Source organism: Apilactobacillus pseudapinorum (assembly GCF_040369555.1).
Taxonomy (GTDB): domain Bacteria; phylum Bacillota; class Bacilli; order Lactobacillales; family Lactobacillaceae; genus Apilactobacillus.
The window spans coordinates 1-24,995 of sequence record NZ_BAABVU010000013.1 but is presented as its reverse complement, the minus strand read 5'-3'; the positions used below and the strand labels follow the sequence as shown (position 1 = coordinate 24,995).

Below are 24,995 nucleotides of genomic sequence, written 5' to 3'. Positions count from 1 at the left end.
ACTTTTATAGTGTTCGAATAATTCTATGGTAAATTATAACAAAAAAATAGGTGACTCCATAGTAAAAAAAGAAGTCACCTATCAATATTTATTAATTTTCTCGCCAAGTAATGTTAGCAATTGCTGAATGACTATCACCACTCATAATTTCATGTCTGGTCATAATCGTTCCATCTTCTAATTTGTCCATGTTGTAATAACTATCAACATTAGAACCATACTTAACTTCATTTTCATATCTTAATAAGAAGCCTGTTGGTGTGTGATTAGTTAAAAATTCAGCTGGTAATACGTTGACCATCCAATCCATGTAATGAGCGTTGTTAACATGTTGGTTAGAATCGATATCGGTATATCTAACTGTGAATGTTTGTTTATCAGCTTCATCAAAATCAATTTTCTTAGGTTTTGGCATTTTTGGAACTTGATTTACTTTTTCAGCTCCAAATGGTTCAACAGTTTCCTTTGGAATTGAAGCAATCTTACGTTCCTTATAATTCATCGCTGCCCATAATCCAGTCATATTCATTAATTCATTACCTTTTTCATCCGTGATAGTAAATTCACGATAGGCAAAGTATTTGTTATATGACTTAGATTTAGTGTTAATGGTAATCACTTCATCAACTGTTGGCATTCTATTAATATGCACATCGTATTGAATAACTACCCAGGTTACACCAAATTGACGTACAAATTCAGCACCAACCCCTAATTCATCACTATGATCTTCAGAAGCTAAGATAATCACATCTAGCATCATTGCGATTGTCATTCTTCTGGTAAAGTCAGCTTCATAATATGTAACTCGATGTTTTTCGCTAAAAACTGTTGGTTCCATGTTCGTCTACACCCCTATATTTCATGGTAAATATTATAAATTTCTTGTTTTTTAACTTGATGTAGTTTGGCTACTTCTTTGATGGCTGCATTGGTTTTCATCCCATCAGAAATGAAATAATCAACCTGTTCTTTAATTGATAAACCAGCTAGTTCATCTTCTTCATCAGCTTGTTCATTGGCTTTATCATTTCCATCAACGATGACAACAAATTCACCACGGACTTGATTATCTTCAGTCCATTGAATTAGTTCGCTTAAACTACCGCGATCAAATTCTTCGAATTTCTTAGTCAATTCGCGACATAGTACCGCTTGGCGATTTTCACCAAAAACTTTTTGCATATTCTTCAATGTTTTATTCAAACGATGAGGTGCTTCGTAAAAAATTAAAGTTTCTGTATGTTTATTTAATTCCTCAAGCTCCGCTAACTGATCACTGTTCTTACGATTTAAAAAACCAAAGAAATAAAATGGTTGTGGCATTAAACCAGAGGCGATTAAAGCTGTGATTCCAGCATTAGCTCCTGGCAATGGAATTACATTAATATGTTGTTCAACGCACGCCTTAACCAATTCTTGACCAGGGTCGCTAATGGATGGCATCCCTGCATCACTGACTTGCGCAACATTTAATCCAGATTGTAAATCACTAATTATCTCATCGATCCGATAATCTTTATTATCTTCTCTAAAACTAATTTTTTTAGTATCAATTTCAAAATGATTTAGTAATTGTTGTGTATGACTAGGATTCTCAGCAGCAATTAAATCAACTTCTTTTAAAGCCTTAATTGCCCTAAAGGTCATATCTTCTAAATTTCCAATTGGTGTTGGAACTAAATATAAACTACCTTGATTTTGATTGGCAGTAAAACTATGTTGTTCTTGCACTGAGATACCTCCATACTATCGGTTTAAAATTTCGTTACAGAAAATGCAGCTTTCGCTATCTCCTCGATGAGTTCCATAAAATTCGGTACATACATGAAAACCTTCATTAAATAGATTTTCTAAATTCTTTCTAGAATTGGATAGACGATTTGAACTACTACTATTTGAGTCTGATTCAACATCATTAGGTTTTTGTTCATCAATGAACTCACGCAGATGTTGATTTTCGATTCTAAGTTCAGCATTTTCTTCCATTACTTCAGTTAATGCTTCTCGTAATTCAGTAAATTTATCTAACATTAATTGAGTTTGTGTTTCCATATTCTTTAAGCCATCATAAATTTCTCTTTTATCCAAACAAATTCACCCCAATTAACCATTTAATATTCGCATTATTTTTAATGTGGTTGCTTCTAAAATATTTTGATAACTAACGTTAACTGCCATCAGTTTATTACAATTTAACAATTCTTCTAAAATCTGAATTAACTGTGATTTATTAACATGATCAGCTAATTTCTGAATGCTATAAGCTTGCTTTGGAAAATTAAAACTATCTTCACTAGTAAATTTAGCATCCAAAACATCTTCAAAAATAGATAATAACATATTAATGATCACTTGTTTTTTACTATTATCACTTGCCAATGACATTACGTTGGATTTAATTGCTGCAAAAGCTGTAATATCATTCTCAACAATCAAATTAAACCAATGACTAACTGCAGAAATACTATGTGCTAACCATTCGTCTTCCTGCCATTCTTGCACCGTTGAAATTCGGTTGGTTAAGCGACTAATTAGTTTAAATTGACTAGGTGACATAGATAACTTTGCTAATTCGCCTTCAAAGTCACTTCGACTCAACGGATTCAACTCTACGACCTGTGTTCTAGAAATAATTGTAGGCAATATTAAATTACGATTTGTAGTTAGTAGGAAGGATACGACATTGCCAGTAGGTTCCTCGATAAACTTCAGTAAACTATTTGCAGCTCCTGTGGTCATCTTATCGGCGTCACAAACAATAAAAAACTTTTGATTACCTTCCAACCCACTCTTAGAGAATTCCGATTTTAAATATCTGATTTGATCAACCTTAATACTTAATCCATCCGGTTTAATCACAATCACATCTGGATGCTGTAAGTCGGTAATCCGACGACATTCATCGCATTCTCCACACGGCATTGATTCACTAGTTAAATTCTTACAAAACATCCTCATTGTAATAAATAAAGCTAGCGATAACTTTCCTACACCCTCTTCACCACTAAATAGATACGAATGTGATAATTCATTTTGTTTTATAACTCGCAAAAAATTATCCATTAAATCTTTTTGCTTACTATCTGTTTCAGTGATTACTTGGTTTTGTGTCATTATTGACCCCCACTAGAATCTATAAAAATTATCCATTGGCATTTCCATTACGGTTGCGCCACCAACTTCAATTTTTACTGGATATGATGAATCAGAAACCCCACCATCCAAGTTTACAGGTGGTGTCATGTATTGTTCACGTTTACTTGATACTTTCTTAATGATGTCTAAAACATCATTGACTCTTTCATCTTCAATTCCAATCATAAAGGTAGTGTTTCCTGATTTTAAGAACCCACCGGTAGTTGAAAGTTTAGTTTGTTGCACATCGTTTTTAGCGAAGGCATTTTGAAGTTTGTTAGCATCTTTATTTTGTACAATTACAATTAAAAGTTTCACTGAAATCACGTCCCTATTTTTTAAATTCTTCTAAATATGGTTGCAAAATTTCTAAAACATTTTGATAAACAGCATCAATTGATTGGGTTGCATCCACAGACTTAATTATTTCAGGTTGTTGTTTAGCTAATCTCTGGTATGCATCGTAGACACGATTATGAAAATCAATCGTTTCTACATCCAATCTATCGATGTCATCTTCATTCCGATTTTGGGCAATTCGTTTTAATCCTTCTTCAACTGGAAGATTAAAGTAAATTGTTAAATCTGGTAAAAATCCTTCAGTGGCAAATTGGTTCATTTCATAAATTTCTTGTTCACCAATTTGTCTTCCACCACCTTGATAAGCAATTGAACTATCCAAATAGCGATCGCAAATTACTAACTTATTAGCGGCAATTGCGGGCTTTACTGTTTGTTCAATATTTTGTCTTCGTGCGGCTGCGTATAATAACGCTTCAGTCCTTTTATCCATTTCGATATTCTGACGATCTAAAATAACTTCTCGAATACTTTCAGCAATTGGATTCCCACCTGGTTCACGACTAGTGACTAGTTGATCTCCCATAGTATCCTTTAAATAATCCAATACCATGTTTAAAATGGTTGTCTTTCCGGCGCCATCGGTACCTTCAAATGTTATAAACTTGCCAGACATATCTACCCCTACTTTCATCTTTATACATTATTGTACTTTAATTTCACTTTTTCAACAAATTTACAATAAATAAAAAGTGTCTTATTCCAAAGAATAAAGACACCCTTTTAGTAATCAATCACTGAGGATTGAATACGATTATTGGAAACTTTTCTTTCTCTTGCTTCTCGATATAAAAATAAATATTTTTCACGAGCTAGTCTTGTTTGAGCAACAATTTCTCCGTCGACTTCAAAAATCGCTTCTTCTGTTTCGATTGCGTGATCCCATTGATATTTAGCTCGATCAATAGAGTCTAACAAAAATTCGTCATATTGTTGTCCAACGTTATGTGGAAATCTTCTAAATCCAAACATATAAATCACTACTCCTACATTTCTGTTCTTCCAGAAACAGCTCTAGATAATGTCATTTCATCAGCATATTCAATATCGCTACCAACAGATAATCCATGTGCTAATCTAGTTACCTTAATTCCGGCCGGCTTAATTAAACGAGATAGATACATTGCTGTTGCTTCTCCTTCTGGAGTTGCATTGGTTGCAATAATGATTTCTTTAATGCCTTCATCACCTTGTAAACGTTGAATTAACTGTTTGATGTTTAATTCATCTGGACCTTTACCTTCAATTGGTGATAACACACCATTCAAGACGTGATATAAACCGTGATAATCTTTCATCTTTTCCATGACCATAATATCTCTTGGTTGTTCAACAACTAATACCGTTGATTTATCTCTGGTACTATCACGACATATTACACATGGGTCTTCATCGGTTAAATTACCACAGGTTGAGCAATACATTAGCTTGTCCTTAGTTTCATCCAATGCATCTGAAAACTTCTTAACATCATCTTTGTTCATATCAACAACAAAGTACGCCAATCTGATTGCAGTTTTATGACCAATTCCTGGTAGACGCATAAAACTGTCGATCAACTTAGCAATTGGTTCAGGATATTGCATAATTAACCTTCTTTATTTTTTATTACATTCCTGGGATTCCCTTAGTGTACTTACCTAGAGAATCTTGAGTTGTCTTTTCAATTTGTGATAGTGCGTCGTTTACGGCACTAATTACTAGGTCTGAAACCATGTCTGGATCTTCAGGGTCAATTGCTTCTGGTTTGATCTTCATGTCTTTCATCTTACGATCACCTGAGAAGGTAACAACTACCATCTCTTCTGGAGCTTTACCAACAAATTCACTGTTGTTAATTTGTTCTTGTTCAGCACCCATTTGTTTTTGTAGTTGCTTAACTTGTTTCATCATTTTTCCCATGTTCATACCATTCATCATAATTAATACATCTCCTTAATCGTCTTTAACATCAATTATTTCTTCACCGAATAATTGTGTTGCTTGTTTTACTAATTTAGAATTATCTTCTGATTTTTCAATATTATTATCATCGTTTTCGTCCGGATTTTCAACACTAGAATCAAGGCTAGGTGATTTTACTTCTCTCCCACCATTCTTTTGTGCGACAATATATCCTTTTCTGATTTCTGGCCATTGGTCAGAAGGAATAAAAATAAAATCAGGAATATTGTGCAATATCCGGTCTAGTCCGTTAGATAATGCATCAAGCAATTTTTGGTCATTGCTAGCCTTTTGGAACAAGAATGCATATTCAAATGAAACTACAATCCCGTCATGACTTGCTGCAACCGGCTTAGAAACTTTCATAAGCGCACGTTGGGTAACATCTAGTTCACCTAAAAGTTCATCCCAAATATTTTTAACATTATTTAAATCTTCTCTAGTTGCATTATCTAGGATTGGATAAACCTTGGTAACGTTAACTTTACCGGTAGATTTACCAGCGCTTCTATTAGTTGAACGTTTTGGCTTTTCAACTGGTTTAGCAGTTTCAACATTGCCTTTAACACCATTCTTGATTAATTCTTCTACTTGTTTTTGTAGTGAACTAATCTGATCTTTTAATTCACGGATTGTGGAATTATCATCAATATCCACATTACTTTCAACGTTTTGCACACTTTGTGTTACAACACTACTAGTAGCTGGTTGAGATTGAGTAGATGCTAATTTAACCGTTAACACATCTAGATAGACATCTGGATGCATTGTGTATTTCATTTGATTTTGAATATCATTCAAATCAACAATCATTTGGTAGATAGTTGGCGCATCAATTGATTCCGTTAAAGCCTTAAAGTTATCATCAATAACCCCTAATTCGGCTTCTTCCACCATTTCTGGAGATTGTTGATATAACAAAATGTCTTGGCAATACTTGATTAAATCTTCAATAAAACGTTCTGCATCTTTTCCTGAATCTAACATTTCACGCACATTAGATAAAGCTGCTTGAACATCATGCTTTACAGCATTATTAAGGTATTGAGCAAGTAATGACTTGGTCACACTACCCGTTACTTGAAGCGCATTATCATATGTCACCTTATCAAAACCAAAGGAAAGCACTTGATCTAAGATACTTAGCGCATCACGCATCCCACCTTCAGCAGACTTAGCAATAACTCTAAGCGCTTGATCATCATATTCAATTTCCTTTTCATTCAAGATAAATTCCATTCTAGAAAGAATATCTTGAGCGGTAATTCGTTTGAAATCAAATCTTTGCACACGAGAAATAATCGTAGCTGGAATCTTTTGTGGTTCCGTGGTTGCTAAGATAAAGATAACATGTGCTGGTGGTTCTTCTAGTGTCTTTAGAAGTGCATTAAATGCTCCGGTAGAAAGCATATGAACTTCATCAATAATATAAACTTTGTAAGTCGCTTGTGTTGGTGCGTACTTCGCTTTGTCTCTAACGTCTCTAATTTCTTCAACCCCATTATTGGATGCGGCATCGATTTCGATAACATCATTTAATGTTCCATTAGTAATGCTTTGACAAATCTCACACTCGTTACAAGGTTCTCCATCTTTTTGATTAGGGCAATTAATTGCCTTCGCTAAAATTTTAGCATCGGAAGTTTTTCCAGTTCCCCTAGGACCTGCAAATAAATAAGCATGACTCAACTGATTGGTAATAATCGCATTCTTCAATGTCGTAGTGATTACATCTTGTCCAATCACATCATCAAAACGTTGCGGTCTCCATACACGGTATAAAGCTTGATAACTCATGGAAAACTCCCTTTCATAAAACTAGTTATGTATATTATATATTCTATCGATGAATTATTCCATTATCGTTTTCCTTTAAAATAAAAAAATCTCTTAGCCAACATTTGACTAAGAGTTTATTTGTATAAAAAACAAGAAGCACAAGCGTAGAATACTTAGTGCTGCTTCCTTTCGGATCTGACACGGTTCGTAAACACAACTTTGCTTCCAGGCCTTACGGCATTAATAATATTAACTTATTGAAAAACTTTTTTCAAGTTTAATTATTTTTTCCTTTGTTCTTTTCGTTTCTTTCTTTTCATTTTAAAGAAACTCTTCATTATATTGCTACATTCTGTGTTGATAATTCCTGAATATAATTCCACATGATGATTCAATCTATCATCGGAAAAAACTTGATATAAACTTTTAGCGGCTCCCGCTTTAACATCATCGGCACCATAAAAGACTCTTTTAATTCGTGAATTAATAATCGTTCCTGCACACATTAAACATGGTTCAATTGTTACATATAAATCACAATCTTCTAGTCGCCAACTACCTAAATGTCGGCAAGCTTCATCAATTGCAATCGTTTCAGCATGATCCATCGCAATGTTACTATGCTCTCTTAAATTGTGGCCTCTCCCAATAATTTTACCATCATGAACGACTACTGCTCCAATAGGGACTTCATCAATCAAGTATGCTTTTTTGGCCTCAACTAAAGCTTCTTGCATGTATTTTTCTGCTAAATTATCCATTGTAAACACTTTCCAAGATGTAGTATCCCTTGTTCTTTTTAATAATTTCACAATTACCAAATAATGATGTCATTAATTTTTTAGCAGATGGTGCCCCTTGCTTCTTTTGCAAAACAACAGTTAGTGTTCCATTTGGAACTAGATGAGATACTGCTCCTTCGATCATCCCATCAACAACATCCTTTCCTGCTCTTACAGGTGGGTTCGTGATGATGGCAGCAAACTTATCTTCAACTGTTTCATAAATATTAGAATTATGAATTTTTACGTTAGCAACATGATTTTGTTCAGCATTTTTAACAGCTAATTCTAATGCTAAGTTATTTACATCAACCATTTCAAATACTCTATCTGGATGATGCTTGGCTAACGCAATTGCCATCGGACCGTATCCACAGCCTAAATCCAAAACATTTCCATCAGGGATTTTATCCATATTGACGCTTTCAACTAATGTTTTAGAACCAAAATCGACTGTTCGCTTAGAGAACACTCCATTGTCAGTGGTAAAGGTTAAATTATTTCCTAACAAATTAAAATTCCATGTGTGAAGCTCATGGACAACATTAGGATTTGGTGTATAATAAAATTCGTTCATTTGAAATCAGATCCTTAAATAAAAAATTTTTAAAATTCTCTAACACACTGTATCTAGTAGATTGGAAACATTTCCAATACTAAATATGGTGTTTTTTATTTGATTTTTTTCTTTTCTGGTGTAAACTTTTATATATAAATTAACCGAAAATATCGTACATATTTCGTCAAAAGAAAGGGAGCAATACACATGGCACAAGTTACTGTATATTCAAAAAATAATTGCATGCAATGCAAAATGACTAAACGCTTTTTAAGCGAACACGATATCGATTTTATCGAAAGAAACATCAATGAAGAACCCGAATACGTACCATACTTAAAATCAAAAGGTTTTATGTCATTACCAGTAGTTGAAGCTGATGGTATTGACTCAATTTCAGGTTTTAGACCAGATCAATTAAGCCAACTAGCTTAATTTAAATTTCGTATTATTCATTATAATATAAAAAGTAATTTTTGGCGAAACCGCTAATGGTCTCGCCATATTTTATCTATAAATATCAATTTTTTACTATGAAAGAGTGGTTCGAACATGTCATTAAAAGATTTGAAAGACGTAACTTATTACGATCTTAATAATGAAATTAACATCCCTAAGGATGATAAAATTCAACTAAATAAAGATAAAGATGCCCTAGCAGCCTTTATCAAAGAAAACGTAAAACCTAATTTAAAAACTTTTAATTCTTTAAAAGAAAAATATGACTTTTTAGTAGAAAATGATTATCTTGAAGAAGAATTCTTAGCAAAATATGACTTCTCATTTATTGAAAAAATCTACGATTATTTGAAGAGCCAAAATTTTGAATTCAAATCTTTTATGGCTGCTTACAAGTTTTATGCTCAATATGCATTAAAGACTGATGACGGAAACTTCTATCTAGAAGAATTTATCGATCGTGTTGCGATTAACGCATTATACTTTGCAGATGGTGATGAAGAATTAGCAATGAACCTAGCTGATGAAATTGTTCATCAAAGATACCAACCTGCTACCCCATCATTCTTGAATGCTGGTAGAAAACGTCGTGGTGAATTCGTTTCATGTTTCTTAATTCAACCAACTGATGATATGAACACAATTGGTAGAACTATTAATTCTGCTTTACAGCTATCACGTATTGGTGGTGGTGTTGGAATTAACCTTTCTAACTTACGTGCAGCTGGTGACCCTATCAAACATATCGAAGGTGCTGCTTCTGGTGTTGTTCCTGTTATGAAATTATTGGAAGACAGTTTTTCTTACTCTAACCAATTAGGTCAACGTCAAGGTGCAGGTGCAGTTTACTTAAACGTATTCCATCCAGACATTATCGCATTCCTTTCAGCCAAGAAAGAAAATGCTGATGAAAAGATTCGTGTTAAGACTTTATCACTAGCAGTAACTGTTCCTGATAAGTTCTATGAATTAGCTCAAAACGATGAAGACATGTACCTATTCAGTCCATATGATGTGGAAAGAATTTACGGTGTACCTTTCTCATACGTTGATATTACCGCTGAATATGACAACATGGTTAACAACGACGAAATCAAGAAGACTAAGATTAACGCTCGTGAACTAGAAACTGAAATTAGTAAGCTACAACAAGAATCTGGTTACCCATACATTATTAATATCGATACTGTTAACAAGGAAAACCCTATTGATGGTAAGATTGTTATGAGTAATTTATGTTCAGAAATCATGCAAGTACAAGAACCTTCTACTGTTGATAACGAACAAAACTATGAACAATTAGGTACTGACGTTTCATGTAACCTAGGATCAACTAACATCGTTAACTTAATGGCTAGTCCTGATTTTGGTAAGTCAGTTGATGCAATGGTTCGTGCTTTAACTTTTGTTACTGACCACTCTGACATTGATGTTGTTCCTTCTATTCAAAGAGGTAACGCCCTATCACATAGTATTGGTCTAGGTGGAATGGGTCTACACAGTTTCTTAGCTAAAAACCAAATTGAATATGGTTCTGACGAAGCCATTGAATTTACTGGTGTTTACTTCATGCTATTAAACTACTGGACTTTAGTTGCTTCAAACAAGATTGCTGCTGAACGTCACGAAACTTTCCATAATTTTGAAAAGAGTCAATACGCTGACGGTACTTACTTCGACAGATACACCACTAAATACTGGGGCCCAACTAACGAACGTGTTAAAGAATTATTTGATGGTATTTTTGTTCCAACTGAAAGTGATTGGGAAGAATTAAAAGAAGCTGTTATGAATGATGGTTTATACCACCAAAACAGGATGGCTGTTGCTCCAAACGGTTCAATTTCATACATTAATGATTCTACTGCAAGTTTGCACCCTATCATTAGTCGTGTTGAAGAAAGATACGAATCAAAGACTGGTAAGATTTACTACCCAGCTCCATTCTTATCAAACGATACTCTAAAATACTACAAGTCAGCTTATGATATTGACATGAGAAGAGTTATCGATACTTACGCTGCTGCTCAAAAGCATGTAGATCAAAGTATGAGTCTTACTCTATTCATGCGTTCAACTATCCCTGATGGATTATACGAATGGAAGAACGGTAGAACCGATAAAATGACAACTCGTGACTTAACCATTCTTCGTAACTACGCTCACGCTAAAGGTATTAAGTCATTGTACTACGTAAGAACTTACACTGATGATAACCAAGAAGTCGGTGTTAACGAATGTGAAAGTTGCTCAATCTAAACTAGTTAGGAGATTTTTATTACAATGGAAAATTATAAAGCTATCAACTGGAATGCGATTAGTGACCAAATTGATAAAGCAACCTGGGAAAAATTAACCGAACAATTTTGGTTAGATACTAGGATTCCCCTATCAAATGATTTAGCTGATTGGCGAACATTAGACGATGATCACAAATGGTTAGTTGGTCACGTCTTCGGTGGTCTAACTCTACTAGATACCCTTCAATCACAAGATGGGATGGCTGCACTTAGAAAAGACGTTGCTACACAACATGAAAGCGCAGTTCTAAGTAATATTCAATTTATGGAATCTGTCCATGCGAAAAGTTACTCATCAATTTTTTCAACTCTAAATACTCCTGACGAAATTGCTGAAATCTTTGACTGGAGTGATTCAGAAGAATTCCTTCAAAACAAATCAAAGAAAATTTATGAACTATATCATGATGATTCAAATCCATTGAAGAAAAAGATTTCAAGTGTATTTCTAGAAACTTTCTTATTCTACTCTGGTTTCTATACCCCACTTTGGTACTTAGGACACAATAAGTTACCTAACGTGGCTGAAATCATTAAGTTAATTCTTCGCGATGAGTCTGTTCACGGAACATACATTGGTTACAAATTCCAATTAGGTTTCAACCAATTAGGTGACAACGAAAAACAAGACTTAAAGGATTGGATGTACAACTTCTTATACGACTTATACGAAAATGAAGAAAAGTACACTCACATCTTATATGATCAAGTTGGTTGGACTGATGACGTATTAAAATTCATTAGATACAACGCTAACAAAGCGCTAATGAACTTAGGTCAAGATCCATTGTTCCCAGATAACGCCGACGATGTTGACCCAATCGTTATGAATGGTATTTCAACATCTACTGCTAACCATGACTTCTTCTCACAAGTTGGTAATGGATACCGTTTAGGTGAAGTTGAAGCAATGAAAGATGACGATTACAAGATTTGGTTCCCAAAAGATAATCAATAATAAAAAAGCAGTCATTAATAATTAATGACTGCTTTTTTATATCTATCATGGCCAAAAAAATACCCAAGATTGAGTTTTAAATATCAATCTCGGGTATTTTTATTTACATCATTTTAAATTGATTATAGGCCTATTTTTTAAACCATTTTTTCCAAAATGGAACCTTTTCACAATTCTTCTCAACATGTTCATTTACCAATACTAATAATTGTAGCATTGTGAAGACAAGTGAGTTTCCTCGACGGTAAGAAATATACTTAGGAGTCCATTCACTAACGTATTTTTCTTTGTAAGATCTTAGTCCTTGGAAACTGTAGAACGCTGTTCCATACTTGTAAATCAGGTTAGATATCTTTTCATCAATAAAACTATATCTGGATTCGCCAACATTTGATAGTGGTGCCATTCCTAAGTTGAAGTAGTTATACCCTTCATCTTTAACATAGTTAAAGAGATTAATGAAAATCCCATCCATGATACCAGATGGTGCATCTTCACTTGAACGCATTAAGTCAATCGATGTCATTTCACGGTCACCGGTTGGCATAATATTTGCAAATGCGACCGGTTTATTGTCTTTGTCTTTCATAACAGCGATTGGGGCTTGATTTAGGTAATATTTATTAAAGTATCCTAGTGAGAAGCCCTTTTCTGGTTTTCCGTTTAACCAGTTGTCAGATACTTCTTTCAATTCATCGATGAATGCATCTGAGAATGGTGGTTGAATAATTTCAAACTTGTATTCATCACGTTCAAATTTATTCATTAAGGCACGTTCACCACGATGTTTCTTTCCAGTAATGGAGAATGTATCTAGTGCAACGTGTCCTTCTTCACCAGCTTTGGTAAAACTAAAACCTTTTTCATGAAGAAGCATTGTTAATTCTTCACCAATTTCGTAGAAAACAAGTGAATAGCCAATGTTATCACTGTCTTCAATAAATTGATCAACAGCATCTTCTAACTTGGCCATGTTACCAATTGGTTCACCCATTATCATAATCTTGTTAGCACGACATTTGTACATAAAGAATAGTTGGTCTTCTCCACCTTCTTGATAGAAGTAAATATCCTTATCACGAACATATGCTAAATGACTAACTTCATTTCCACCAAATTTGTTAATGACTTCAGAAACACGGTTAGCATCGAATGGTTGATTTAACCAATCTACTTTTGAGTATGAAAGGAAACGGTAAGTTAAGACTAAGATTAAGCAAGCTAAAATCAATCCTAAGAAACCAGCAAACCAAACTTGTGGTGAAGGAAGTAGGTATGAGTTTGACCAATGGAAAACAGCGAACTTGAAGTTAGTAAGTAATCCGATGATCAAATAGAAAATGAAAGCTAAGCCAAAAATCAATAAATCAATTAATACATGTCCCCATGAATATGTGAATTTTTGACGGTATAAAACACCATAACTTAGCCATAAACTAATTAATAGCACTACTGAAAGAGAAATCATATTGCTTGGGAAATCTTCTTTCCAAAGGGTATTACCCATCGCAATGATTAAAAGAACCGCAGTTGGCCAAAAAGCTTTTTTAACTTTTGAACCAAACCCACGCGCAAATCCAATTAATAAGAACGCTACGATTACTGTACTTAATTGATCTAAGAAATAGAAAGAATAAGGTTCCAACGAAATATAGAATCTATTCATTAAGACCAAGTTAGGAATGACAGCAAGTAGTAACATCATGATTCCTGAGAAATACATAAATAGTGTTATAAACATATGTGCTAATCTTTGAATGATTAACTTAGGAATCCCATCTAAAAATGCATTAAAGCGTTGGAATACATCAATAATTAAGAAAATAATTCCTAAAGCAACTGGGAAAATGTAATAAAACGCACGGTATAAGATTAACCAAACAGCGGCATCACTTGGTGTTACCCCAATAAATGTTAATCCTAATAACATTGTTCCTTCAAAACTACCAAGTCCCCCAGGAACTAGAGACGCTACCCCAACAACATTCGCAACAACAAATACAGGGAAAACGGCTAATAGATTAATTGGTTGATGCATAAATGCACCAATAGCCATGAATAAACCTGCACATCCTAGCCATTCTAAACATGATCCAGCAATTAGTTGTGATTCAAGTTTAATTGTTAAGTCTTTAAAGTAATCAGAATCTGTGAATCTAGTAATGATAAATAGGATTGGGAAGTATAGTCCCCCTAGAACTAGAACAATCCACCACCACCAATCATGACTATTAGTCCCAAATCCGAAACTAAACATCATAATTAAAGCGATCCAACAGTAAGTTGATAAACCTGCTAGTAAGAATATCACGATTTTTGAAATTGCATATAAAATTTGTTTTTTAGTCGCATTTTCACTATAGAAACTAGATCTCATACTAGCCCCTAATACACCACCAAATCCAGCGATGTTGGTTAATGTGTTAGTAATCCACCCTGTTTTTATGATATAAGACTTTTTAAACTTACCAGGTAAGAAATCAACAATAGTGAAATCATAAATTAACATTGGAGATACTGCGATGAATCCCAAAAGAATCATAATAAAGATAGATAGCGGTGATAACCTAGAGAAACTTTCCGCCATTTGTCTTCCACTAATTTCTTTTGAAACAGAAAAAATAACATGAACTACAACTGCTAATACAAATAAAACGAAGACAACTTTAACCAGTGTCATATGACGATTTATCCAATCAGCACACTTTTTAAATAAAGCTTTCAATTCTGCTTCCTCCATAAAAATCTAATTATCTACATTATCTCAATTTATAATTAACATAACAAGGTTTTATATCTAATTTATGTACAAAAAAAGACACATGATAAACATGTGTCTTTTTGAAAAGGTTTAAATTACTTAAGAGTAACTTGTGCGCCAACTTCTTCAAGCTTAGCTTTGATGTCGTTAGCTTCGTCTTCTTTAGCATCTTCTTTGATAACTGAAGGAGCACCATCAACAAGGTCTTTTGAGTCTTTTAGACCTAGACCAGTGATTTCACGTACAACCTTGATAGCCTTAACCTTTTGGTCACCAGCTGAAGTTAGTTCTACAGTGAATGAGTCTTTAGCGGCACCAGCAGCACCACCAGCAGCAGGAGCAGCAGCTGCTGCAGCTGTAACGTCGAATTCTTCTTCAATAGCCTTAACTAAGTCGTTTAGGTCTGAGATTGAAGCTTCTTTAATTTGTTCAATAATGTTATCTTTATCAAAAGCCATTTTAATTTCCTCCAATTTGGATAGTTATAATTTTATTTGTTGAGCTTAGGCTACGTCGCCATCGCCCTTTTCTGCAACTGCTTTAACAGCAATAGCAAACTTGCGAACAGGTGATTGTAACATGCTTGCAAGGATTGAAATTGAATCTTCTCGACTTGGTAATGAAGCGAATTCTTCAATTTCAGCAAGAGTAGATACCTTACTTTCAAGGATACCACCCTTAATTTCAACAGCTTCAGTATTGTCAGCAAAGCTCTTCAATACTTTAGCTGGAGCAATAGGATCTTCATCAGAGAATGCTACGGCAGTAGGACCCTTGAATAAATCACCTAATTCTTCGTAACCTGCTTCTTTAGATGCACGTACAGCAATGTTATTCTTGATAACATTGAATGAAACGCCTGCATCACGTAATTGCTTACGTAAGTCAGTTACTTCAGCAACGTTCAAACCACGGTAGTTAACTACAATAGCTGTAGTAGCGTTCTTGAATTGTTCAGTAACTTCTTCTACACGTTTAGCTTTGGCGTCGATTACTTCTTTCTTTGGCATTGTTTCACCTCCCAATATTTTTTGGGATTTAATAAAAAATCCCTATGCCACCTAGACATAGAGAAACCGTTTTAAGTGTCCTCGTTGGGATATTAAGGTACAAGTACCACCCAAGTCTTAGGTAGATATCAATTTTATAACAAATAGTATTTTACTATACATATAAAGCTTGGTCAATAGGGATTTTTAAATTCCAAATTAATTACTTAACTTTAGAATGATTCTAGATCAACCTTCACACCAGGTCCGAAAGTTGACGAAACTGATAAGTTAGCGATGTAAGTACCACGAACTGAAGCTGGACGGTTCTTAACAATCAAGTCTTCAATAGCCTTGAAGTTACCAACTAGCTTGTCAGTGTCGAATGATGACTTACCAATAATAACAGCAACGTTACCGTCACGGTCAGTACGGTAAGTTACCTTACCTGATTTTGAATCAGATACGGCTTTCTTAACATCCATAGTAACTGTACCAGTCTTAGGGTTTGGCATTAAGTTCTTTGGTCCAAGAACACGACCTAGACGACCAACTTGAGCCATCATGTCTGGTGTTGCAATAGCAACATCAAAGTCTAACCAACCGTTTTGGATTTTATCAGCTAATTCTGCGTCACCAACAACATCTGCGCCAGCTTCTTCAGCTTCCTTAGCCTTGTCACCCTTAGCAAATACAACAACTTTTTGGTCTTTACCTGTACCGTTTGGTAAGACAACAGCACCACGTAATTGTTGATCAGCTTGTTTAGTGTCAACATTTAAGTTAAATACAACTTCAACAGTTGAATCAAACTTAGCGAAATCAATTTTCTTTACAAGATCAACAGCTTCTTCAACAGAGTAAGCCTTGTTACGGTCTACTTGCTTTAAAGCGTCTTGATACTTTTTACCTCTTTTTTGAGCCATCAGTGTTTTCCTCCTTGCAATTGTGGTTGTAACGGATAAACCTCCCACATAACACCTAAATATAGGTGTTATGGTACTACAGTATAGAAACTAATTAAAAATTAGCCTTCAACAGTGAATCCCATACTACGAGCAGTACCTTCGATCATACGCATTGCGGCTTCAACATCAGCTGCGTTTAGATCTTTCATCTTAGTTTCGGCGATTTCCTTAACTTGGTCCTTAGTTACACTAGCAACCTTGTTAGTGTTTGGTTCACCAGAACCATGTTCAACACCAGCAGCCTTCTTCAATAGAATTGAAGCAGGTGGTGTCTTAGTAATGAAATCGAATGAACGATCTTCATATACAGAAATCACAACTGGAATCAAATAACCTGCTTGATCAGCAGTACGTGCGTTGAATTCCTTAGTGAATCCCATAATGTTAATACCAGCTTGACCCAATGCAGGTCCAACTGGAGGAGCAGGTGTTGCTTTACCCGCAGGAATTTGCAATTTAACTACGTTAGCTACTTTTTTAGCCACGAGACATACCTCCTTAAGTCCGTGTGTGGTAAAAATTGGAGATGAGATTTCTCCTCCCACTTGAGTATGCGTGAACATACAAAATATAATATATCACGTTTAATTATAATTAACAACCCATTTTTTATCTAATTGGTTGTACTTGGCTAAATGTTAATTCAGCAGTGGTTGCACGACCGAACATGTCGATATTAACCTTTAGCTTAGCCTTTTCATCGTCTTTTTCAATAATCTTACCAGTTAAGTCAGCGAATGCACCATCAATAATAGTAATAGTGTCACCAATTTCAGCATCAAGTTCTTGTTTTTCTTGTGCTACACCGATACGACTTAGAATTAATTCTACTTCATCAGGTAACAATGGAGTTGGTTTACTACCTTGACCATGTGATCCGATAAAACCAGTAACACCTGGAGTATTTCTAACGATGTACCATGCTTCGTCAGTCATAACCATTTCAACTAAAACGTAACCTGGGAATGTTTTGTCCATCTTAACTTTATCAACACCGTCTTTAACTTCGTGTTCTTCAGTTTCAGGAACAACTACTCTAAAGATAAAGTTAGACATTCCCATTGATTCAGTACGTGAATCAAGGTTAGCCTTAACTTTGTTTTCGTAACCTGAGTAAGTATGAATTACATACCATTGTTTTTCTACTGATTCCATTATGATTAACTCCCTTATATTTTTCCAAAATAAAAAAACTCCGTACTCACGAAGTTTTAAACTATCATTATAATATCACTATTGTGAAAATTTTTAAACACTAATTTAAATATATAGCAATCCTGATTGAATTGCCCAATCAACGATTGCAAAGAAGATTGCAAAAATAATTGACATTGATACTACGATAGTTGTATCGATTCTAGTTTGGTGACCGTTTGGCCATACAACTAGCTTCATTTCAGTACCAACACTCTTAAAGAATTTAAATAACTTCATCGTTTTCCCCCGCTTTTATACCGTTTGCTTATGCATTGTAGCTTTAGCACAATGCTTACAATATTTTTTTACTTCTAATCGATTGTCATGGTTATTACCGACCGTAGTCGTATAATTTCTGGAACCACAAACTGCACATTGTAAAGCAATTTTCTTTTGTGACATTTCTGATTACTCCCAGACTTTAATGCTTTCATAATATCATTTATATTTTTACTAGTCAACGAAACAAATATTAACGATAAGTAGCTTTAAGTACCTTTTTTAGTTTGATTTTTAACCGACTAATGCAATTTTCAAGAGTCTTGTCACTATGAGTTTTATTCAGATTACAGCGAAGCTCGTCCATTTTATCGCTGTTGCCCTCACAAATCTGCATTAACATTGCATGCGCAACTTTTAACTCCATTGGTGACAATTCATTTGAAAGCTTTTCTATGCACTCTTTCAACTTAATTGTTTCTTCCGGATGCATATAAACGCCATCTTTTAAACTATTATTATAGATAGTTTCATTTGCACTATATGAAACTAGTTTATCTGCTGGCATTCTTTTCTTTGCATTGCTTCTTCTTAAAATGTCAAACAAGTGATTTTTCAAACTAATTTTGAAGAGAGTTCCAAAAGAAGCATTTCGTTCAAAGCTGTAATTTTTAATATTCTTGATCATTACCAGCATTGCTTCTTGATACCAATCATCAATGTCCATGTCTGTTAAGTAATAGCCACTCCACACTTTATTTACAAGTGGCTTGTACTTGTTAAACAATTCTTTCAAAGCCTCTTCATTTCTATTATTCTTAAAATCCGTTATTAATTCTTTATCAATATTTTTAATCTTCATACGCCTCTTACTAAACCCCTATAACTTAATTATAAGTGCATAGATAAATTTAAATAAGCTTGAGTTTATAAGCAAGCGAACTTTCGTTCGTTTATAAAACATTGATGTAAATTAATATTCATTTAGAATTTTAATCTTTAGAAAGATTATCTCGTAATTTTTCTAATCTTAACAACTGATCATCCGACCAAGTTAGTCGTTGTGCGGTTAATTGATTAGAATAATTCTTAACATGTGATTTAATCTCTTTCTTTGATCTTTGAACATCCCTTAATAATTCACGCGATGATATTCTCAATGCTCCTGCAGAAAAGACAGTCCATTGTTCAGCTTGATCAGAAGTAACTACTACTACTTGCACGAATCTAGATTGTTTTTGACGAGCATAAGCCTCAATATAACTATCCGCAGTCTCATCCTTACTAGTCCATATAATATCTAAATCATATTTATTATCTTTTTTAGATAATCCAGGTACATACATCGCATCAAAGATAATTTTCATATCGACGTCACGATATTTTTTATATTCAGAAATCGTATGAATTAAAGCATCCCTAGCGTCAGCTAATCTGTCCTCTAACTTTAGTTTATTCAATTCAGGCCAGCTACCAATTACATTGTATCCATCAATCAACAGTAATTGTTTTTTCATTTTTAAAACCCTCTTATAATGGATTTCTTGAGTTATAAGCTTGATACATTAATAAACTAGCAGCAACACTAGCGTTTAAACTTTGTAATTGACCTACCATTGGAATAGTTAACATTTCATCTACATTCTTTTTCAATAATGGTGAAATTCCTTTTCCTTCATTACCAATAATTACAGCAACTGGGCCTTTAGCGTCCCATCTTCTATAATCTGATCCCTTCATATCTGTACCAAATACCCAAACACCACGTTCTTTTAATTCATTAACAGTGTTAACTAGGTTAGTTACTCGTGCTACTGGGATTCTTTCAATTGCCCCAGCAGAAGTTTTCGCAACAGTTGAAGTTAATCCAACTGCACGGTGTTTAGGAATAATAACTCCGGTTACCCCTGCAGCATCAGCAGTTCTAATGATTGATCCTAGATTATGTGGATCTTCGATGTTATCTAAAATCAAGAAGAATGGTGGAACATCTTGTTTTTCTGAGTTATCAAACAATTCATCAACCGTTGCATACTTGTATGGTGAAATTGAAAGGATTACTCCTTGGTGATTTTGATTATCAGATAATAAATCTAATTTTTGCTTTGGTACAGTAGAAATGACTAAGTGCTTTTGTTTTGCTAACTTAATAATTTCTTCGATACTTTTTTCATCTTTTTTAATTCCATTTTGCAAAAAGACCTTGTTGATTTCTTGTTTCCCTCTTAATGCGGAAACGACCGGATGACGTCCGATAATAAATTCACTTTGATCGCTAGTTTTCATATTGTGGCCTCCCTGCTTCTACTTGTTCAATGCACCATTGTGCTAATTCAGATAATCGTTCATTTTGTTGTGTTAGTGATAGGTATCCCATCATTGCTTCAAAACCGGTTGAAAAACGGTATGTTAATACACTTGTATTTTTAGCATGAGTATAACTTTTCGCATTTCTTCCGCGTTTAAAAACGGCATCTTCTTCCTCAGTTAAAATTTCATCTTCTAACATAAGTTGAATTAATGCTGCTTGTGCCTTTGCAGACACGTACTTTCTAGCAGTTTTTTGTAAACGATTAGGCTTGTTAATTCCTAAGTTTAATAGGTGTTTTCTAATAAACACTTCATACACAGAGTCGCCTAAATATGCTAACGCGATTCCATTCAACTGTTTATAATCAATGTTGTTTTCCATTATTTATTCCCTTCTAAAACGGGTTCCTTGAGCTGTATCTTCTAAAATAATCCCAAGTTCTTTCAATTGATCCCTAATTTCATCACTTCTAGCGAAGTCCTTATTTTTACGAGCTTGATTTCTTTCTTCAATCAAACCTTCAACTTCACTATCATCAAGTTTTTCTTCTTTTAGAATCACACCAAAAACAGATGACATTTTAACTAATTTATCGATAATTAACTTAACAGTTCCAGCACCCACTTCAGGTCTTTCTGCATATAAATTACCTAATTTGGCTAATTCATAGACAGCATCGATTCCGTTTTGCGCATTAAAATCATCATCCATTGCATCTTGAAAATCAGCTTGGATTTGGCGAATTTCTTGTTCTAATTTAATGTCATCTACATCACCAGCATCTACTAAACGGTAATTCAAATTGTTAAAAGCATTCTTTAACTTATTTAAGTTATTTTCCGCTGCTTTTAGGTTTGCTTGGTTGTATTGAATTGGACGACGATATTGGGTAGTAGACATTAGGAAACGAACAACTTGTGGGTCCACTTCCTTAACGATGTCATGCACAGTAACGAAGTTACCCAATGATTTACTCATCTTTTCGTTGTCATCACCTACTGTCACAAAACCATTGTGCATCCAGTAGTTAACAAACTTATGGCCAGTTTTGGCTTCACTTTGTGCACGTTCATTTTCATGATGAGGGAATTTCAAATCTTCACCACCACCATGAATATCAATCGTGTCACCTAAATACTTAGTTGACATTACTGAACATTCAATATGCCATCCTGGTCGACCTTCACCCCAAGGTGATTGCCATGAAATTTCGCCTGGCTTCGCAGCTTTCCATAGAACAAAATCGATAGGATCTTCTTTTTTAGCTAGTTCATCGTCACTGACATGTTGACTCGCACCTGATTCTAAATCATCAATACTTTGATGTGCTAAATGGCCATAATCAGCGTATTTTCTGGCACGGTAATATACATCACCATCCACTTCATACGCAAAACCTTGATCAACTAATGATTTTACGAAATCAATAATCCCGTCGATATTATCGGTCGCTCTAGGATTCATTGTTGCTGGTTCTACATTAAGCGCTTTAACATCTTCTTTATAAGCTTCAATATACTTGTCCGCTAATTCATTTACGGTAGTATTTTCTGCTTTCGCTTCATTAATTAGCTTATCATCCACATCGGTAAAATTAGAAATATAGTTAACTTGGTAACCACAATATTCAAAATAGCGGCGAATAGTATCAAATGCAACAATACTTCTCGCGTTTCCAATATGAATATAGTTGTATACTGTTGGACCACAGACATACATACCAACCGTTCTTGGCTTAATTGGTTTAAATACGTCTTTTTCTTGAGTTAATGTATTATAGATCCTTAGCATTAATGGCACCTCTATTTCTATTTTTTATTCTTATACAATTCTATCATAAGAATAGCTTATATATTAGGATAAATTCAAATAAAAAAGCCGCCTAAAGCATGCTTTAGTGCGACTAGTTTTATTATTGATTGATTTGTTTTAATGTTTCATCAATATGTTTCAATGCCTTTTCTCTACCAATCAATTCGATTGATTCAGGTAGTTCAGGTCCGTGACTTTCGTGAGTAACGGCAATTCTGATTGGCATCCATAGTTGACGACCCTTAATCTTAGTTTCTTTTTGAATTTCTTTAATTGCTTTTAGAATTTCAACAGTATCTAAGATTGGGGCTTTTTTAATCTTTTCAGCGAATGCTTTTAATACGACTGGTGCAGTTTCATTTTGAATTTCTTCAAGAGCTTCACCAGATACTTCAGCAGGTTCGTTGAAGAATACGTCAGCCATTTCATTAATTTGAGCCATGTAACTCATTTGTTGCTTGTAAGTGTTAATTAACTTACGTGCCCATTCGATAGTTAAAGCATCTGGATTTTCAGGTAAGTTACCCTTCTTAATCAATTGACGTAATGCTAAGTCCATTACAACATCTTCGTCAGCTGACTTAACGTATTGGTTGTTAATCCATTCTAGCTTCTTATTATCGAAGTTGGCTGGTGATTTACTTAAACGATTTTCATCGTACATCTTGATGAAGTCTTTTTGAGAGAAGATTTCATCTTCACCTTGAGGTGACCAACCTAGTAATGTAATGAAGTTAAACATTGCATCTGGTAGGTATCCTAAATCACGGTATTGTTCGATAAATTGAATGATTGATTCATCACGTTTACTTAACTTCTTACCGGTATCGGCACTAGTAATTAAACTCATGTGACCGAATACTGGAGCTTCCCAACCAAATGCTTCATACATCATTAATTGCTTAGGTGTATTAGCAACGTGGTCGTCTCCTCTAAAGACGTGTGAAATTTGCATTTCATGATCATCAATAATAACCGCGAAGTTGTAAGTAGGCATTCCATCACGTTTTACGATAACAAAATCTCCACCGATAGTGTCTGAGTTAAATTCAACATGACCTTTAACAACATCATCCCATGCGTAAACTTTGTTCTTAGGGACTCTGAAACGAATAACTGGTTTTAAACCTTTAGCTTCTGAGTCAGCCATTGATTTTTCAATTTCTTCTTGAGACATACCAGCATATTCATATTCGTAATGTGGCATGATTCCTTTAGCACGTTGTTCTTCACGGTCTGCTTCAAGTTCTTCTTCGGTTTTGTATGAGTAGTATGCTTTGTCTTCATCCAACAATTGTTGAATTAATGGATCATAAATTGATCGTCTTTCTGATTGTCTGTAAGGACCGAATTTTCCTGGATTATCTGGACCTTCATCCCAATCTAAGCCAAGCCATTTTAAGTTGTCTAACTGACTTCTCTCACCATCAGCTACGTTTCGCTTAGTATCCGTATCTTCGATACGGATAATAAACTTACCTTTATTATGTCTAGCAAATAGGTAATTAAAAATTGCTGTTCTAGCATTACCAATGTGTAAATGTCCGGTTGGACTTGGTGCATATCTAACACGAATTTTCTTATTAGCCAATGATATTTTCTCCTCTTCTTTTGTATAAATTCATAGAATAACATTCTAATTTTACAATTATTATCAGCAAAAATAAAGGGTAGCATTAAATCTATCCGTTTATATAATTTTTTATTTATTCATCGATTTTGGCAAAAATCATTTTACCTGCATCTGTTTGAATTGAACTAGTTACCTCAACTGAAAGTCTTTCGTTTAGATGGTTCTTTCCTTCTTCAACAACTACCATTGTTCCGTCATCCAAGAATGCTACCCCTTGGCTACGTTCAGTTCCCTTTTTAAGAATCATAACTTCTAGATGTTCTCCCGGAACAAAACGTGGTTTCAATGAGCTTGCTAATTCGTTAATGTTTAACACATTAACTTTTTGGAATTGGATTACTTTATTTAAGTTGTAATCGTTAGTGATGATTGAACCATTCACATCTTTCGCTAAATGAATTAACTTACTATCAACTTCTTTAATATCTTCAAAGTCCTTGTCAGTAACTTCAATTGGCATAATTTTTTCAGTCTGTAATTTATTTAAAATATCTAAACCACGACGACCACGGATTCTCTTTTGACTATCTGATGAGTCCGCAATATATTGTAATTCGTATAAAACAAATTTTGGCACTAATAAGGTTCCTTCAATAAAACCGGTTTTAGCAACTTCATAGATACGACCATCAATTAAGATATTGGTATCCAAAATTTTATACTTTGCTTCATTCCCATTGGTAGCACTAACTGAACCGCTCGCCTTCTTAATACTCATGCCAAAAATCTTTTTCCAGTCGTTTAATTTGGTAGTTCCTAAGATAAATCCTAAGTAACCAAAAACGATCATAAGTAATGCTGGCAAGATTAAGTTAGTAATTAGGTA

Annotated in this window: 30 protein-coding genes, 1 other RNA gene and 1 other annotated feature; of the genes, 3 read left to right on the top strand and 28 right to left on the bottom strand. The window is 34.4% G+C overall.

Features of this window, described 5'->3' with window-relative positions; all coding sequences use genetic code 11:
- Positions 1-91: 91 nt before the first annotated feature.
- The 13 genes from ABWU86_RS02880 to ABWU86_RS02820 form a co-directional block, all read right to left on the bottom strand.
- Complete coding sequence (locus ABWU86_RS02880) at positions 92-841, bottom strand: acyl-[acyl-carrier-protein] thioesterase (protein WP_293793084.1); 750 nt, start codon at positions 839-841, stop codon at positions 92-94.
- Positions 842-855: 14 nt separating this feature from the next.
- Positions 856-1,734 carry a 16S rRNA (cytidine(1402)-2'-O)-methyltransferase gene (gene rsmI / locus ABWU86_RS02875; RefSeq protein ID WP_293793087.1) on the bottom strand — a complete coding sequence of 293 codons (879 nt, stop codon included), beginning with the start codon at positions 1,732-1,734 and terminating at the stop codon, positions 856-858.
- A gap of 15 nt (positions 1,735-1,749) precedes the next feature.
- Positions 1,750-2,091, bottom strand: a complete 342-nt coding sequence (locus ABWU86_RS02870; protein WP_293793089.1) for a DNA replication initiation control protein YabA — start codon at positions 2,089-2,091, stop codon at positions 1,750-1,752.
- A gap of 15 nt (positions 2,092-2,106) precedes the next feature.
- Positions 2,107-3,117: a DNA polymerase III subunit delta' C-terminal domain-containing protein gene (locus tag ABWU86_RS02865; RefSeq protein WP_293793092.1), complete on the bottom strand. Its 1,011-nt coding sequence runs from the start codon at positions 3,115-3,117 to the stop codon at positions 2,107-2,109.
- A 12-nt stretch (positions 3,118-3,129) separates the two neighbouring features.
- On the bottom strand, positions 3,130-3,456 hold the full coding sequence (locus ABWU86_RS02860; protein ID WP_293793095.1) for a cyclic-di-AMP receptor: 327 nt from the start codon (positions 3,454-3,456) through the stop codon (positions 3,130-3,132).
- Positions 3,457-3,469: 13 nt separating this feature from the next.
- On the bottom strand, positions 3,470-4,114 hold the full coding sequence (gene tmk / locus ABWU86_RS02855; RefSeq protein ID WP_293793097.1) for a dTMP kinase: 645 nt from the start codon (positions 4,112-4,114) through the stop codon (positions 3,470-3,472).
- A gap of 107 nt (positions 4,115-4,221) precedes the next feature.
- Positions 4,222-4,470, bottom strand: coding sequence for a YaaL family protein (locus tag ABWU86_RS02850; protein WP_053949737.1), 249 nt, complete (start codon positions 4,468-4,470; stop codon positions 4,222-4,224).
- 14 nt (positions 4,471-4,484) lie between these two features.
- Positions 4,485-5,084 (bottom strand): recombination mediator RecR, encoded by a 600-nt coding sequence (recR, locus tag ABWU86_RS02845; RefSeq protein WP_053949736.1) that lies wholly within the window; start codon positions 5,082-5,084, stop codon positions 4,485-4,487.
- Between the two features lie 22 nt (positions 5,085-5,106).
- Positions 5,107-5,418 (bottom strand): YbaB/EbfC family nucleoid-associated protein, encoded by a 312-nt coding sequence (locus tag ABWU86_RS02840; protein ID WP_293793103.1) that lies wholly within the window; start codon positions 5,416-5,418, stop codon positions 5,107-5,109.
- A 15-nt stretch (positions 5,419-5,433) separates the two neighbouring features.
- A complete protein-coding gene (gene dnaX / locus ABWU86_RS02835) occupies positions 5,434-7,239 on the bottom strand; it encodes a DNA polymerase III subunit gamma/tau (RefSeq protein WP_293793105.1) in 1,806 nt (601 codons plus the stop codon).
- A 122-nt stretch (positions 7,240-7,361) separates the two neighbouring features.
- Positions 7,362-7,458, bottom strand: an RNA gene (ffs, locus tag ABWU86_RS02830) — signal recognition particle sRNA small type.
- A 44-nt stretch (positions 7,459-7,502) separates the two neighbouring features.
- A complete protein-coding gene (gene tadA, locus ABWU86_RS02825; protein WP_293793108.1) occupies positions 7,503-7,982 on the bottom strand; it encodes a tRNA adenosine(34) deaminase TadA in 480 nt (159 codons plus the stop codon).
- Positions 7,975-8,580, bottom strand: coding sequence for a class I SAM-dependent methyltransferase (locus tag ABWU86_RS02820; RefSeq protein WP_293793110.1), 606 nt, complete (start codon positions 8,578-8,580; stop codon positions 7,975-7,977). The genes tadA and ABWU86_RS02820 overlap by 8 nt, the downstream gene beginning before the upstream one ends.
- A 189-nt stretch (positions 8,581-8,769) precedes the next feature.
- On the opposite strand from ABWU86_RS02820, the gene ABWU86_RS02815 reads away from it, so the two are divergent.
- The 3 genes from ABWU86_RS02815 (at position 8,770) to nrdF (ending at position 12,279) form a co-directional block, all read left to right on the top strand.
- Positions 8,770-8,997: a redoxin NrdH gene (locus tag ABWU86_RS02815; RefSeq protein ID WP_293793113.1), complete on the top strand. Its 228-nt coding sequence runs from the start codon at positions 8,770-8,772 to the stop codon at positions 8,995-8,997.
- A gap of 117 nt (positions 8,998-9,114) precedes the next feature.
- Positions 9,115-11,280: a class 1b ribonucleoside-diphosphate reductase subunit alpha gene (gene nrdE / locus ABWU86_RS02810; RefSeq protein ID WP_293793116.1), complete on the top strand. Its 2,166-nt coding sequence runs from the start codon at positions 9,115-9,117 to the stop codon at positions 11,278-11,280.
- A 24-nt stretch (positions 11,281-11,304) separates the two neighbouring features.
- Positions 11,305-12,279, top strand: coding sequence for a class 1b ribonucleoside-diphosphate reductase subunit beta (gene nrdF, locus ABWU86_RS02805; protein ID WP_293793118.1), 975 nt, complete (start codon positions 11,305-11,307; stop codon positions 12,277-12,279).
- A 130-nt stretch (positions 12,280-12,409) separates the two neighbouring features.
- Here the strand turns inward: nrdF and mprF are convergent, their stop codons facing one another.
- The 15 genes from mprF to ABWU86_RS02730 form a co-directional block, all read right to left on the bottom strand.
- Positions 12,410-15,004 (bottom strand): bifunctional lysylphosphatidylglycerol flippase/synthetase MprF, encoded by a 2,595-nt coding sequence (mprF, locus tag ABWU86_RS02800; protein WP_435370530.1) that lies wholly within the window; start codon positions 15,002-15,004, stop codon positions 12,410-12,412.
- Between the two features lie 131 nt (positions 15,005-15,135).
- Entirely contained in the window at positions 15,136-15,498 is a 363-nt protein-coding gene (gene rplL, locus ABWU86_RS02795) for a 50S ribosomal protein L7/L12 (protein ID WP_053949728.1), read from the bottom strand.
- A 45-nt stretch (positions 15,499-15,543) separates the two neighbouring features.
- The gene (rplJ, locus tag ABWU86_RS02790; protein WP_293793122.1) at positions 15,544-16,050 is read right to left on the bottom strand and encodes a 50S ribosomal protein L10; all 507 of its coding nucleotides are present in this window, start codon (positions 16,048-16,050) and stop codon (positions 15,544-15,546) included.
- A 24-nt stretch (positions 16,051-16,074) separates the two neighbouring features.
- Positions 16,075-16,190, bottom strand: a sequence feature (ribosomal protein L10 leader region).
- A gap of 72 nt (positions 16,191-16,262) precedes the next feature.
- Positions 16,263-16,955 carry a 50S ribosomal protein L1 gene (rplA, locus tag ABWU86_RS02785; protein WP_053949726.1) on the bottom strand — a complete coding sequence of 231 codons (693 nt, stop codon included), beginning with the start codon at positions 16,953-16,955 and terminating at the stop codon, positions 16,263-16,265.
- A 101-nt stretch (positions 16,956-17,056) separates the two neighbouring features.
- Complete coding sequence (rplK, locus tag ABWU86_RS02780; protein WP_034531902.1) at positions 17,057-17,482, bottom strand: 50S ribosomal protein L11; 426 nt, start codon at positions 17,480-17,482, stop codon at positions 17,057-17,059.
- A 124-nt stretch (positions 17,483-17,606) separates the two neighbouring features.
- Positions 17,607-18,155, bottom strand: a complete 549-nt coding sequence (gene nusG / locus ABWU86_RS02775) for a transcription termination/antitermination protein NusG (protein ID WP_293793220.1) — start codon at positions 18,153-18,155, stop codon at positions 17,607-17,609.
- A 102-nt stretch (positions 18,156-18,257) separates the two neighbouring features.
- Positions 18,258-18,431 carry a preprotein translocase subunit SecE gene (gene secE / locus ABWU86_RS02770; RefSeq protein ID WP_053949724.1) on the bottom strand — a complete coding sequence of 58 codons (174 nt, stop codon included), beginning with the start codon at positions 18,429-18,431 and terminating at the stop codon, positions 18,258-18,260.
- A 15-nt stretch (positions 18,432-18,446) separates the two neighbouring features.
- Positions 18,447-18,596 carry a 50S ribosomal protein L33 gene (gene rpmG, locus ABWU86_RS02765; RefSeq protein WP_293793165.1) on the bottom strand — a complete coding sequence of 50 codons (150 nt, stop codon included), beginning with the start codon at positions 18,594-18,596 and terminating at the stop codon, positions 18,447-18,449.
- A 70-nt stretch (positions 18,597-18,666) separates the two neighbouring features.
- Positions 18,667-19,275 carry a sigma-70 family RNA polymerase sigma factor gene (locus ABWU86_RS02760; protein WP_293793166.1) on the bottom strand — a complete coding sequence of 203 codons (609 nt, stop codon included), beginning with the start codon at positions 19,273-19,275 and terminating at the stop codon, positions 18,667-18,669.
- A 130-nt stretch (positions 19,276-19,405) separates the two neighbouring features.
- Entirely contained in the window at positions 19,406-19,930 is a 525-nt protein-coding gene (locus ABWU86_RS02755; protein WP_293793167.1) for an NYN domain-containing protein, read from the bottom strand.
- Positions 19,931-19,943: 13 nt separating this feature from the next.
- The gene (rlmB, locus tag ABWU86_RS02750; protein ID WP_293793169.1) at positions 19,944-20,699 is read right to left on the bottom strand and encodes a 23S rRNA (guanosine(2251)-2'-O)-methyltransferase RlmB; all 756 of its coding nucleotides are present in this window, start codon (positions 20,697-20,699) and stop codon (positions 19,944-19,946) included.
- On the bottom strand, positions 20,689-21,105 hold the full coding sequence (locus ABWU86_RS02745; protein WP_293793170.1) for a Mini-ribonuclease 3: 417 nt from the start codon (positions 21,103-21,105) through the stop codon (positions 20,689-20,691). The genes rlmB and ABWU86_RS02745 overlap by 11 nt, the downstream gene beginning before the upstream one ends.
- 3 nt (positions 21,106-21,108) lie before the next feature.
- Positions 21,109-22,515, bottom strand: a complete 1,407-nt coding sequence (cysS, locus tag ABWU86_RS02740; RefSeq protein WP_293793172.1) for a cysteine--tRNA ligase — start codon at positions 22,513-22,515, stop codon at positions 21,109-21,111.
- Positions 22,516-22,636: 121 nt separating this feature from the next.
- Positions 22,637-24,127 carry a glutamate--tRNA ligase gene (gene gltX / locus ABWU86_RS02735; RefSeq protein WP_053949717.1) on the bottom strand — a complete coding sequence of 497 codons (1,491 nt, stop codon included), beginning with the start codon at positions 24,125-24,127 and terminating at the stop codon, positions 22,637-22,639.
- A gap of 115 nt (positions 24,128-24,242) precedes the next feature.
- Positions 24,243-24,995 (bottom strand): PIN/TRAM domain-containing protein (locus ABWU86_RS02730; protein ID WP_353321304.1); only part of this gene is annotated, 753 nt, incomplete at its 5' end.

What these genes read in the sequence shown, in the direction of transcription:
- ABWU86_RS02840 (WP_293793103.1), bottom strand. Translation starts at nt 5,418, where the DNA reads ATGATGAATGGTATGAACATGGGAAAAATGATGAAACAAGTTAAGCAA.
- ABWU86_RS02880 (WP_293793084.1), bottom strand. Translation starts at nt 841, where the DNA reads ATGGAACCAACAGTTTTTAGCGAAAAACATCGAGTTACATATTATGAA.
- rplJ (WP_293793122.1), bottom strand. Translation starts at nt 16,050, where the DNA reads ATGCCAAAGAAAGAAGTAATCGACGCCAAAGCTAAACGTGTAGAAGAA.
- ABWU86_RS02760 (WP_293793166.1), bottom strand. Translation starts at nt 19,275, where the DNA reads ATGAAGATTAAAAATATTGATAAAGAATTAATAACGGATTTTAAGAAT.
- recR (WP_053949736.1), bottom strand. Translation starts at nt 5,084, where the DNA reads ATGCAATATCCTGAACCAATTGCTAAGTTGATCGACAGTTTTATGCGT.
- nrdE (WP_293793116.1), top strand. Translation starts at nt 9,115, where the DNA reads ATGTCATTAAAAGATTTGAAAGACGTAACTTATTACGATCTTAATAAT.
- ABWU86_RS02815 (WP_293793113.1), top strand. Translation starts at nt 8,770, where the DNA reads ATGGCACAAGTTACTGTATATTCAAAAAATAATTGCATGCAATGCAAA.
- dnaX (WP_293793105.1), bottom strand. Translation starts at nt 7,239, where the DNA reads ATGAGTTATCAAGCTTTATACCGTGTATGGAGACCGCAACGTTTTGAT.
- cysS (WP_293793172.1), bottom strand. Translation starts at nt 22,515, where the DNA reads ATGCTAAGGATCTATAATACATTAACTCAAGAAAAAGACGTATTTAAA.
- rlmB (WP_293793169.1), bottom strand. Translation starts at nt 20,699, where the DNA reads ATGAAAACTAGCGATCAAAGTGAATTTATTATCGGACGTCATCCGGTC.
- rpmG (WP_293793165.1), bottom strand. Translation starts at nt 18,596, where the DNA reads ATGTCACAAAAGAAAATTGCTTTACAATGTGCAGTTTGTGGTTCCAGA.
- rplA (WP_053949726.1), bottom strand. Translation starts at nt 16,955, where the DNA reads ATGGCTCAAAAAAGAGGTAAAAAGTATCAAGACGCTTTAAAGCAAGTA.
- ABWU86_RS02850 (WP_053949737.1), bottom strand. Translation starts at nt 4,470, where the DNA reads ATGTTTGGATTTAGAAGATTTCCACATAACGTTGGACAACAATATGAC.
- ABWU86_RS02745 (WP_293793170.1), bottom strand. Translation starts at nt 21,105, where the DNA reads ATGGAAAACAACATTGATTATAAACAGTTGAATGGAATCGCGTTAGCA.
- tadA (WP_293793108.1), bottom strand. Translation starts at nt 7,982, where the DNA reads ATGGATAATTTAGCAGAAAAATACATGCAAGAAGCTTTAGTTGAGGCC.
- ABWU86_RS02865 (WP_293793092.1), bottom strand. Translation starts at nt 3,117, where the DNA reads ATGACACAAAACCAAGTAATCACTGAAACAGATAGTAAGCAAAAAGAT.
- ABWU86_RS02755 (WP_293793167.1), bottom strand. Translation starts at nt 19,930, where the DNA reads ATGAAAAAACAATTACTGTTGATTGATGGATACAATGTAATTGGTAGC.
- rplL (WP_053949728.1), bottom strand. Translation starts at nt 15,498, where the DNA reads ATGGCTTTTGATAAAGATAACATTATTGAACAAATTAAAGAAGCTTCA.
- ABWU86_RS02820 (WP_293793110.1), bottom strand. Translation starts at nt 8,580, where the DNA reads ATGAACGAATTTTATTATACACCAAATCCTAATGTTGTCCATGAGCTT.
- secE (WP_053949724.1), bottom strand. Translation starts at nt 18,431, where the DNA reads ATGAAGTTATTTAAATTCTTTAAGAGTGTTGGTACTGAAATGAAGCTA.
- nrdF (WP_293793118.1), top strand. Translation starts at nt 11,305, where the DNA reads ATGGAAAATTATAAAGCTATCAACTGGAATGCGATTAGTGACCAAATT.
- tmk (WP_293793097.1), bottom strand. Translation starts at nt 4,114, where the DNA reads ATGTCTGGCAAGTTTATAACATTTGAAGGTACCGATGGCGCCGGAAAG.